Source organism: Bacillus sp. 2175 (assembly GCF_057812155.1).
The window spans coordinates 33,597-45,422 of sequence record NZ_JBSZSU010000008.1 but is presented as its reverse complement, the minus strand read 5'-3'; the positions used below and the strand labels follow the sequence as shown (position 1 = coordinate 45,422).

The 11,826-nt window shown below is 32.1% G+C and carries 12 protein-coding genes; all 12 read right to left on the bottom strand.

Annotation, left to right across the window (positions count from 1 at the left end; translation table 11 throughout):
* Positions 1 to 211: 211 nt before the first annotated feature.
* The gene (locus ACXKY9_RS28850; RefSeq protein WP_000351727.1) at positions 212 to 601 is read right to left on the bottom strand and encodes a hypothetical protein; all 390 of its coding nucleotides are present in this window, start codon (positions 599 to 601) and stop codon (positions 212 to 214) included.
* A 121-nt stretch (positions 602 to 722) separates the two neighbouring features.
* Positions 723 to 1,112 (bottom strand): DUF4320 family protein, encoded by a 390-nt coding sequence (locus tag ACXKY9_RS28845; protein WP_001287332.1) that lies wholly within the window; start codon positions 1,110 to 1,112, stop codon positions 723 to 725.
* Between the two features lie 84 nt (positions 1,113 to 1,196).
* On the bottom strand, positions 1,197 to 1,466 hold the full coding sequence (locus ACXKY9_RS28840; protein WP_000853325.1) for a hypothetical protein: 270 nt from the start codon (positions 1,464 to 1,466) through the stop codon (positions 1,197 to 1,199).
* Between the two features lie 77 nt (positions 1,467 to 1,543).
* Positions 1,544 to 2,437 (bottom strand): hypothetical protein, encoded by an 894-nt coding sequence (locus ACXKY9_RS28835; protein WP_001050939.1) that lies wholly within the window; start codon positions 2,435 to 2,437, stop codon positions 1,544 to 1,546.
* Positions 2,438 to 2,450: 13 nt separating this feature from the next.
* A complete protein-coding gene (locus tag ACXKY9_RS28830) occupies positions 2,451 to 3,368 on the bottom strand; it encodes a type II secretion system F family protein (RefSeq protein ID WP_012008623.1) in 918 nt (305 codons plus the stop codon).
* A 19-nt stretch (positions 3,369 to 3,387) separates the two neighbouring features.
* Positions 3,388 to 4,863, bottom strand: coding sequence for a TadA family conjugal transfer-associated ATPase (locus ACXKY9_RS28825; protein ID WP_000407060.1), 1,476 nt, complete (start codon positions 4,861 to 4,863; stop codon positions 3,388 to 3,390).
* Entirely contained in the window at positions 4,851 to 5,687 is an 837-nt protein-coding gene (locus ACXKY9_RS28820) for an AAA family ATPase (protein ID WP_000535384.1), read from the bottom strand. The genes ACXKY9_RS28825 and ACXKY9_RS28820 overlap by 13 nt, the downstream gene beginning before the upstream one ends.
* Positions 5,688 to 5,704: 17 nt before the next feature.
* Positions 5,705 to 6,514 (bottom strand): Flp pilus assembly protein CpaB, encoded by an 810-nt coding sequence (gene cpaB / locus ACXKY9_RS28815; protein ID WP_000730537.1) that lies wholly within the window; start codon positions 6,512 to 6,514, stop codon positions 5,705 to 5,707.
* Positions 6,515 to 6,529: 15 nt separating this feature from the next.
* A complete protein-coding gene (locus ACXKY9_RS28810; protein WP_003272648.1) occupies positions 6,530 to 6,934 on the bottom strand; it encodes a hypothetical protein in 405 nt (134 codons plus the stop codon).
* A 43-nt stretch (positions 6,935 to 6,977) separates the two neighbouring features.
* Positions 6,978 to 9,533 carry a hypothetical protein gene (locus tag ACXKY9_RS28805; RefSeq protein WP_040120059.1) on the bottom strand — a complete coding sequence of 852 codons (2,556 nt, stop codon included), beginning with the start codon at positions 9,531 to 9,533 and terminating at the stop codon, positions 6,978 to 6,980.
* A gap of 84 nt (positions 9,534 to 9,617) precedes the next feature.
* Entirely contained in the window at positions 9,618 to 11,075 is a 1,458-nt protein-coding gene (locus tag ACXKY9_RS28800; RefSeq protein WP_040120058.1) for an S-layer homology domain-containing protein, read from the bottom strand.
* Positions 11,076 to 11,146: 71 nt separating this feature from the next.
* Positions 11,147 to 11,542, bottom strand: a complete 396-nt coding sequence (locus ACXKY9_RS28795) for a hypothetical protein (protein ID WP_230690723.1) — start codon at positions 11,540 to 11,542, stop codon at positions 11,147 to 11,149.
* Positions 11,543 to 11,826 lie beyond the last annotated feature (284 nt).

Here is an 11,826-nt window from a genome sequence, read left to right as displayed (position 1 = left end):
ATGGATATTCCTTTGAAACACGCATATAAAGGAATCTGAAAACCCATTTTTTATTTGTCTTCTGAAAATAGGCATTTTCACAAAAATAAAAGCAGATATTCTATAGTTTGACTATAAAATACCTGCTTTTATTCTTTATATTAAACATATAGCAATTGCCGATCCCAATAGTATCATTCCAACATTATTTAATATTTTTTTGAACATAATATTATTTTCTTACCCTTCTATATGTTATATTCCATGCATTTAAATCATTCATCTTTAATTCTTCTGAAGTTAAATTTTCCTGAGCATAAATAAATAGGCTAAATTCTATCGTTTCACCCATTGTACACTTTGCTTTGGAATGCTTTTTATCTATTAATTGATGAGTATCATTTTTGAATAATAATGATCTATCTTTACGTCCACTTATCTTTTCTTTTTGAATTAAAATTTGTCCCGCCAAAATCTGTGAGAAATATGTATTCACAATTTTATCTAAGAAAAACTTATCCTCTTCTTTTTGAGAAGTCTCTTTCCAATTTAAATATTTAATTAGCTTCATTGCTTCGGGCCTAATTCTATATTTTTTTATACTATAATCTTTAATATCCATACCATATTCCTCATTTTCTATTTTTCATTCTCCTTTCAGTATAAGGTATCTTACATGTTCTTTAAAGCACTTATAAAGGGACAACTATGTATTTTTATACCACTAATCTCTATTAAAAAAACTAGGGTCTGAAATAAACTTGACTTAAACCACTACGGGTACTTGAAATTGATACTTTCTTTACACCGACTCCACTTTGAATCAAATTGAATACTTTATATTCATACTCACCTTCAATTTTAAAATTTAAAGGTTGGTTAAAGTCTACTTTACCTTTTGTATAATCCATTTTCCATTTATCAGAATCCATATTCCAATCATCAAGTTTCTTTTTTACTTTCTCTATAACTGTTGGTGAAAATTCCCCTTCACGTTCAGCCAGACTTACTGCATACTCACTTAGCTCATTCGCTTTTGTATTATATACAGTATGGCCAGCAAACTCAGCACCAAAGAAAATTATTGCCATTAACGCAATGAAAAATAAAACATACTGTATTGCCTCACTCACTTAATCTCGGCCTCCTTTTTCTAAAAAGAAAGGGTAGTTATAATAAACTACCCCTCTTGTATAACTTACATTAATATTATTCTATTATTTTCCCCATCCTGAAGGTTCTACTTTAGATCCTTTTGTAACACTTACAAAGAAGTCAGCGATATTTCCTGTTCCTGTTTTCATTGCTACTAATAGGATTGTTAAAACTACTAGAGCAACTCCTACACCAATATACATCCATACTGCTTTATCTGTAGTTTCATCTGAAGATTCATTTAATAACCATGATTTACTTTTTCTTAATAGATCTTTTCCCTTGTTTAAAAATCCTGTTCCTTTTTTTGTTTCGATTGCTAATGTTTTCATAATAAATTTCTCCCTTTGGTTTGTATTTTTTTATAATAATTGCATATAGCAATTTATTAATTTATTAATTCCTTCTATTAAAACAGATTGACGAATTTATCAAATATAGAAACAAATGATATTCCCATAATTAAAATAACCATGCCTAGATAAGCAAAAATAATATATTTAGAAACTAATCCTGGTCTCATTTTAACTAACTTATCATGAGATTCAGATTGTAGTTTTTGCATTACTTCAATTTGTGCATTTATGATTTCTTTACTTTTTTCTTCATCCATCTTCATAGATTGCTCTAGAGCTACCATAAATTGATAAGCGGATGGAATATTTAGTGCTTTTGCAAATTCTATATAAGGCTCATGGCTACCAGGTTCCAGTTCTAATTTAGCAACCAATTCCTCTGCATAAGGTTTTATACTATCAGATGCGTACTCAATTGATCTTTTTGTCGCTTCAAAGGCTGAAAATTTAGAAAGCATAAACCCTAGAGGAATCATGAGCTCTGGTAACTCTAGCTCCAACCTTAATTCCCTAGACTTAATGATACTGTTCAACCTTACGTTTTCATAAAAGAAAACCAGAGCTGAAATTATTAAGCCTACTGTTAAGATAATTAGCTTATATTGTGGAAATATCCATGCATATATAAGCGCAAATAGGAAAACAAATATTGATATTACTAATTTTTTTAGCAAAAATTCAATTGGTGTAATCTTTAGATTTGCTTTATCTAATTTTATATTTAGTTCCTCTTCCATTCTTTGAGGTATCCAATTTTTTTTAAGCTTTAGAATTGGTTCAAAGAGCATGAATAGAAATGTTCGATTTTCCTCATTCTTCCTATACCGTCCTATATATTTATGTATTTGAAATTTTTTATTATTTCTTCTTTCAAATGCATAATCCACTACTAAATATATTAGTGAGAACAGCAAGAGAAACAGTGGAATCGTGGTTAATAGATTCACTTTATCCCCTTCTTTAACTTATTTTATTTATACCTTCTGTTGGATCATAGAATGAATGTTGCTCGACTTTAACTGCACAGATAATGTTTACAAGAATCATTAATGTAAGTATTATTTTCCCTGTCGGTGTCCCTGCAAAAGCAATGTAATCATCTGCTGTAACTGCTAAAAACATGAATGGAAATGATGCTGTCATAATAGCAATTTTTTTAAATGAAGATCGTTTTGGCTCCATTCCTGCTTTTAATTTGGCTTTATATATCTTTTTTTGCTGAAATTCATCCGCTATTCTCATTAACAAGCCATCTTCATCTTTTCCTGTTTTAGAGATAAGATCCAACATGTCATGAAATAACTTAAGATTCTTGTATTTATACTTGTTAATCAGCGGTTCAAAAGATTCTTTAATACTAGTTCCTTCTAAATGTACGATTAAACAATTTTCAACATCTTCTTTAATAGGTGACTGCATTAAAGGCAATATACTTTTAATCGCAAAGCTAGGGTTTTCATATGCTGACATCGCATTTGCAAGTGAATTTAAGTACAACATCAACTGTTCTTCAACATATAGTTCATATCGTTTCTTTTTATAAAACATCATAATTCTCGGTAAAACTAATCCTACTATCACACCAAAAACAGCAAAATTCACCGAGATAAAAAACCCATAAAATATTATTACCCCAATTAATGAACCTACAATTAAAAGCATACTATAATCTTTAATTGTTAAATTCCAATTGAATTCTTTACCCTCATGAATAATCTGATTAGGGCTAATCCACTTATATAATCCTTTTTTCTTAAGATATGTAATAAATTTACTATCCTTTGATTTATTATTTAAAACATATTTCAATGCATTTTTCTTTTTATTTTGTATGCTATCTAGATTCGCATTGATAACATAATAGATGGCTGCAATCATAATTAAATATGGTAAATATTTAAGATACTGCAACTGCTGCCCCTCCCTTAGGTAGGTCTTCTTTCTCCCTATCCTTTTGTAAATCTTCTAATTGTTTAGTAAAAACTCTGGCCTTTTTCATCTCTTTAATTCTGAAATCACTTAAATAGCCAGTCTGTTTATGACATCCATCTACTTTGAATCTAGTTCTACCTTTTTCATCTTCATACTCTGTTTCTGCTTCTATATCAAAAGAAAATAACTTATTGTACTGTACTTCCCCATTTTTATAACCTGTGTATTCAACTATTTCCGTAATTCTTCTTGTTCCATCCAGTGTTTGTTCTAGATGAATACCGAAATCAAAGTTATTTGCTACACTTCTATATAATGACTCTAATGACATATTAACTTTCTCTGAACACATGTCTACAACCCTTTCAATACTATCAATTGCACCAAAAGAATGTAATGATGTCATAACTGGGTGTCCTGTTTTGGCTGATTTAACCATACTCCAAGCTTCTCCACCACGAGACTCCCCAATAATTAGCCATTTTATAAATTGGCGTAGTGCGGATCGGTTTAGTCGATCTAAGTCAATAACATTTTCAACCCCTTCTTTTTCTCTTGTTATCCAAGTTTTAATGTCACGGTCTGGATAAATAAATTTTAAGAAGACCTCCGGGCTATCCTGGACCATCAGAACTCTATCCAATTTAAAAATGTAACCCACTAAATACTTTAATAATTCCGTTTTACCTGCTCCTGTTGATCCTGAAATTAATATTCTACTGCGTGTTCTCACAATAGCTTTCAATAAATCTATCATAATTTCATTTGCTTGCTGTGTTTCTAAAATCGACTCTCGACTAATTCTTAAACCCTTAGTAAACTTACGAATCGCAAGTGAAATACCCTCTTGTGAAATATCAAATCCCATTAAGTTAATGCGCATGTTAGGGAAAAAAGCATCACACTCTGGTTTTGAATATGACCAAGTTTGCCCAGATGCATATGCAAACTTATAACATAATGTTTCATATGCTTTTCTATCTTTAAACTTAATATCAGAAAGGTACTTTCCTTCCTTAAGATCAGTAATCCATATTTCATCATAGTCATTACAAACAATATCAGTTACATTTGGATTTTCTGCAAAAGCTTCCAAAATATCTAAACCAGCTACAGCATCCACTAATAATTTGGTTAGTTCATCTAGCGAAAACCCTGGAAGATTAGGTTTTTCAATAAGATATTGAGAAACCACTTTCCTTAGTGCAGCTTTCTTTTTTTCATCACCAAAGGATTCTTGAAGTAATGATTTATGTTCATTTTTCAAGAAATCTTTTACTTCTTTTAAATATTCTTCCGGTAGTTCCTTTTCATGATTAACACCTATACTATTACTTGCTTTAATAGTATAAATATACTTCTCAATATCAATTTTTTTCTTTTTCCCTGGACTATGACCATACTTCTCTAAATTGATAATATTTTTCTTTACGATCTCCATAGTTTGTTAATGCCACCTCTTTTTTCTTCTTGTTTAATGAAGAAACCAAGTTGACGAGAAATAGTTTTCAAATGCAAATCAATTATAGGAGAGCCCACCTTCAAAGCAAATTCAAATTCAGCTCGTTCATTGCAATACGGAATGCATTCAGAAATATTTAACTCAGTTAATTCTCCGTAAATATCCTTACCTATATTACTACTACAAAGATTAAATACTTGTATCCATTTCTTGTATTGTAAATCAGCTTGTTCAAAGACATTTGTTAATTCCATATATCTCGATAGATATTTAGGGCTACCATTCAATACATTAATCACATATTCACATTTACGTAATATTGGTAATCCAAAAATATCGTCAATTTCACATGGAAGGTTAAAAATAACTGCATCGTAGTCTAAACTCTTGATTCTATTCATTAATTTTTCTACGAATTTAATGATAATTTCTTCGCTATCATTTTGAAAATCTGGAAATTCGGATGCTTGATACTCCTTTGGATAAACTAGTAAATCCAATGAACTGGGCAACCAATCAAATTGTTTTGTGTTACTATGAATATCTTTTTTTCTAAAAATGTAATTTTCAAGATTTAATTGATTATACAAAATAGCTTCTTCCATAAATTTTCCCATATGTCTATCACCAAGAGGTATTTGGGTTTTATTGGCAAACGAAGGATTTGAATAATCTAACTCAACAAACAATACTTTATGTTGATTTTCTGCAATTATTTTTGATAACGCATGAGATAATGTAGCCTTACCAATATTTTGCTCTATACCAAATACGCCGATAATTTTGGGATTATTACTCCCCATGTCTATCCCTCACTCTCTTATTTCACTTTGTACGATTGTTTTTGTATCCATTTTACAATTTGTTCATCTGCTGTTTTTTCAACATTTGTTTTATATGCTGTTCCACTTGCAACAGGGATTATTTTCCCAATTAATGTACCTTGATTTAGCAATGTATTTTCTTCTTCATTCACTGCGAATGTATAAATCTTTGCCATAGGGCGATTTTTCGCTTCTTCTTTTAAGCTATCCTGATATGAACCTTCCACATTTATAGTTGCAGGATCAAAAACATTTGCTGCATTACTATCTTTAACCGCTGTTACTCTTACATGTTTTGCAATGCGGCCAAAGATAGGCTTTTCTACAACCTCACCTTTTTCATCTTTATCCTTAACTGTTCCCTTAAAGTACAGATCCACGTGACTTTCTGGAATAATACTATTCCCTGAAGAAGTCTCAATATCTACTAATAGAGGAAATGCCACTTCACTTGGTTTTAAGTTTAAAATAGCTGCATCTGGAAGCTCATCTTTAGATACCACTTTATTCTTAAAAACATATGAATTCTCGACTAACCCAAAACCATTTACAGTATATTTCCCTACAATGTCATTCGGATTTTTAATCGCATTAGGGGGAATGGAGCTATTTGATACTTCACGTACTTGTAACATATCTTTGGTTATCTTGGTTCTAGGTGGAATATCAACCTTAGTAAAATATACTTTTTGTAAATTGACCTTGCTAGAAACGGCATAATTCTCGTATCCAACAATCGCAACTACTAATCCTATTGAAGCTGCTAAAGTAATAGCTAACTTCTTAGGCGTACTCTTTTTTTTCACATCTTCCAACTCCTATTAATTAGGTTTTTTCAATTTTTTTGCTTCAAATATAATGTTAGCAAATTGTCGAACACTAGCTTTTTCATCTTCTTCTTTTAGGTATTTACGTATCGGAAGATCAAAAGTGTTATAAGATTCTACAGCAAGCATGGATGGCTGAGAAGCAAGAGCATATATATGTAATTGCTTCTCACCATCACTTAGATTTGATTGCTCTACATACTGTCTCACAAGAGCCTCTTTTACTACATCCTCATTAACTGTAACTTCTTCATCCACCCTAACCTGTCCCATATTAATACCCTGGCTCATAGCGCTTGCTGCTGCCTGTTCTAAAGTTCTGTCCTCATTTGTATCAGCTGCAAACAAATAACTTGAACTTGCAATAAACAATGTAAATCCAAGCAATACAAGAGCCATTATTACAAACTTAGGGGCACTCAATTACATCACCCTTTTTAGGTTATTTAAGGTTAAACTTGCTAAAGAATTCACTATTTAAATCCACATTTAATCCATGAGATTTATTATATGCTTTAATAGATTGGTAAATTTCAGGACTAATTTTATAAGATTCTTTATGATAACCTGGAGGAATATCTTTAGGATTCGGATATTTCCAATTTGTCCACCAATTATTTAAACTTGTTAACATTGTTTCTTTTCCTTGCCAATTCCATCCCACCTTATCAGGGAATGGATTACTCGGATTTACTGATCTTCTAATAAAATCATCTTCGCCCTTTTTATTTCCAATAAATGAACCTTCAATCATCACTTCGCCAGTTAGACATAAGTTTAATTTATTTACTCCAGCATTATAAGATTTAATATTAAAAGCATATTTCCCATCTTTTTGATCAAAAGATGTATACCACTTTCGACCACCATTTAGAATTATCTCTTTTGGATTATAAGCTGGGTGATTTTTATAGTCTTTATCAAAGACATTACCTGAAAACTTTTCAACATATGTCATTGGGAGTGACCAAACCGATTCACTTACAGAATTTTCCGTCTTTTCCATTTGCACTTTATATCCATCATCAACTTTTGGATATTGCAAATGCTTAGTCATTGTTGGGAAAAATGAATCTGTATTTTTAGGCCCTGTTGCACTACTTTTAGGATCTTCATTAGAATAAGTTGTTTTCACCTCATAACTAAATCCATATCCCGATCTCAATGTTTTTCTGGATAAATTAATTATCTCACCTGTCAGATATTCATAGAGGTTATCCTTTGTTCCCTTGTCATTTATTGTTCTTACTACAGCATGAATACTAGCTTTTTCTCCAGGCCGAGGACATAATGACACTTGATGACTAGATGTGTATATAGGTGTATCTAGTTTATTATTCTTAAAGTTCGTCTTTTTAACATCTTTACTGTTATCATATTTTCGTGGTATCGGATTAATTTCAGCTTCTATTTGACCAGATCTTTTTAATGACCAATCAAAGCTTATGGTTTTACTCTCTCCTTCCTTTAAGGTAACATTCTGCGCCCCTACCCTATCACCATCAAAACTTAAGGTGACGTTAGGTTCTGTTGAATTGTACTGAGCTTCTAATGTTTCAAGTCGTTTTAATTTATTTGTTTCGCATTCTAATTTTTCTTCCGCTTTCTGAAGTCTTAATAGAATACTATCTAAACGTTCTTCCCACCATGAACAATCTCTTGGGTAACAATGCTGTTTTCCTTTTTCATCCACATAGCAAGTTTGATCCAAACGACATGACTTTAAATTAGACCGTGTACTATCTCTATCATCTTTAAGACTATTTACTTCTGATTGTAGAGAGTTAATCTTCTCTTTTAATTCACCCCTATATTTATCCCTTTCCTCTTTAAAATTGGCTCTAGATACTTTTACAGGAGTAGAAATATTTGTTCCTTTTTCTGCTGTTTCTCCTTCAATTCGATCTACAGCAAAGTCCATTTTATACTTAAAATCATCTTTGCACATATTATCATCCGGATTAGTAGTTGGTTTATCATCGCAATCCCCATCGACTGTAAAGGTAGTTGTTTTTTCCTGGGAAGTCCTTTGAACACCATCTAGAACCTTTATTTTAGCAGTAAATCTTCCACACGACTCAGGTTGCCACCCTATTGGATTCACATTGTCATTTACAAAGTGACCTGATTCTTTCTCATTCGCTTTAGATGGATTACTTTTTGGTTTCGAGCGCATATATCCGTTTTTCTTATCTACCAAATCCCCATCTTTATAAATTTCTAAGAACCAATGTACCCGGTTTCTTTCCCCAGCACTTTCTTCGTATGGATTAGTCGTGGTACTATTCGGGTCATTATCTGTGTAACCTTTGTTTTTTGAAACATATTCATAGCCCTCTAGATCAAAAAACACTGGATTTGATTTGGAGCCATTTGTTGCACTGAATTTAGTTATATCTGGGAAACTCGTCCTGACAATCCATATGTTATATGGATTAATTTCCCTACTTAAACCTGCACCAGCATATCCCCCACTTAAATAAGCTATATCTCTTATCCAATAAAAATTACCATATCTTTTACCTGTTTCTTCATGGGATATAGTATGTTTATTTATATTACCTAATACAAAATCTCCATTACCAAAATAAATATTGGATACTATAGAAGCATTCATTCTTTCCACTTCAGTGACCATCCGATTACCTATAGGATTTCCACTCCCTATAACTCCATCATTAATTAAATTGACAAAAGGCTCTGAAGATTCAGTGTTTTTAATCAAGTTTTCATGATGATTACCAAAATTAAATGCACCATTATACAATGCTGGATAATGTATGTCAGCTGTATAATATATATTCTCACTTCCTGGGGGTGTATATCCTTTACCTGGTCGAAGTAACTTACCAGGTATTTGTAACTGCCTAGAAGTTAGTTCCGTATCTGGAGTTCCATTATAGAATGGAACATCATTATTTCTAGCACTAGCTGCATTGGGAACTAGTAACGAGAATATAAATATCAATAAAAACAACAAAGGTCTTACTCTATACACGATTTTCCTCCTTTCGTGTATTGGTGGCATACGAACTAGTTTAATTTATTTTTATCTAGTTCGTATGCCATAAATTAATTTAAATTATTTAGATTCTACACGGATATAAAGCATTTGATCCGCTGTTGATAGCCCAATTCTTATTTTGTTATTTTCTTTTTCATAGTTACTAATTTTATGAGTTGCTACTACACTATCAATCTCTGAATCTAAGTTAAGTGATGGATTTAATAGATTAACCCATTGTTTAGCAAGTTCTACAGTTGCAGCGTTATTTCCTAAAAAGTAAATTTCGAATTCATCTTTATTTACGCCTTCAACTAAAAATTGTGAATTAAATGTACCTGCTGGTAAATACATTCCCTGGTCTTTAAGTGCTACTGATACACCAATTTCATTAAATTTCAAATTTGTACCGTATGTAGAATTGACAGATTTAACAATGTTTTGAGCGCCACTTGAAACTGATTTTTGAGCAATCGGTAAATTATTAAATGCTGTTTCATTAAACTTTGTTTCTGGTGTTGTTAACTCCTGGTTTAACCCCTCAGGTAATTTTTGTTCTGGCTTTGTTTCTGGTTTTTCCTCTGGCTTCACTTCTGGCTTAGTCTCAGGTTTTTCCTCTGGCTTCACCTCTGGCTTAGTCTCAGGTTTTTCCTCTGGCTTCACCTCTGGCTTAGTCTCAGGTTTTTCCTCTGGCTTCACTTCTGGCTTAGTCTCAGGTTTTTCCTCTGGCTTCACCTCTGGCTTAGTCTCAGGTTTTTCCTCTGGCTTCACTTCTGGCTTAGTCTCAGGTTTTTCCTCTGGCTTCACCTCTGGCTTAGTCTCAGGTTTTTCCTCTGGCTTCACCTCTGGCTTAGTCTCAGGTTTTTCCTCTGGCTTCACTTCTGGCTTAGTCTCAGGTTTTTTCTTTTCTACTACATTAATAGAGTTATAAAGGAACTGACTATATGCTTCACGTGTTACATGCATTTGTGGTGAATACATATTACCTCCTGTACCAATTGTAACTCCATTTTCTTCTAATGCACTGATTGCACCATAAGCCCAAGAATTTTTATCAACATCTGCAAATTTTGTTGTTTTCGTACCCTTAAATTTAAAAGCATTTGTAAGTACTTGTGCCATTTGCTCACGAGTTAAGATATCATCTGGTCCATACTTACCATCACCAAATCCTTTCACAAGTCCTGCTTTAGCAACTGCTAAAATCTCTTTTTCAAACAAATGTCCTTTAATATCAGTAAAAGGATTTTTGAAACTAGCATCTGCATCCGCTGGTTTTACGTATGTATAAATCATACGTGCTACTTGTCCACGAGTTACATTGTCACCAAAACCAAAGACATTATTTCCATAACCTTGCACTACTTTACGGTTTGTTAAATCGTAAATTGCCTTCGTAGACCAGTGATTTGCTGGAACATCATTATATTTTAATGAATCTGTATTATCAGCCGCATTAACTGAAGCTCCTGTCCCTAAAACTGCTGTCCCCATAATAGTCAATGCTGTTGCTGTAGTTAATAATTTCTTTTTCATTATAAATTTCCTCCTTTTTAATTCCATTATTCTAATATACAATCATTGCGTAAAACCAGCAATGCATTCATTTATTTCAATGACATTAGAATTAATGGTATAACACCCCCTAGCACTGAAATAGCTGCTGGCAAACAATAGTACATACGAGTTACCTTCCACCCATCTGTCACTAGCGAGATATTCATTTTTTTAAATTTAATACTGTGATATCCAGTTATTGTTTTAAATCGTATAAAAGATTTGAAAAGCAATAACAAAGTAATAAATCCTGTCAAAATTGATGAGCACATGAAAATTGCAATATGCACTATTAATGCTGTATATAATACGCCTTCCTCTGGACTAATTAGGAAATAAAACAAAGATGCAACAATAATCATCTTTGTGTCACCAGGAGAAAAACGAATTAGTTTCATATTCTCTCGCAATATCCCTACAACTAGTGAAACGCAAACTACACACATTAGATCTAATAATTTTATATGTGTTATTACGCCCAGACAGATACAAAGAACTAAAAATATAAGATGCCAGTAACCTTTAGTTTTTAAGTACAGAAAATCTGTATAAATGTTAAAGAGCATATATGTAATAAACAGCGAAACTATGAGTAGACTCATGTACCAACCCCCAACTACTCAACATCAATATTAGGTATTTGTAACTACATAAAAAATTATTTATTAGTTATATATGACTAATAATGTTCCTTTAGGAACATTATAGCATATTTAAAATTAATGTACAC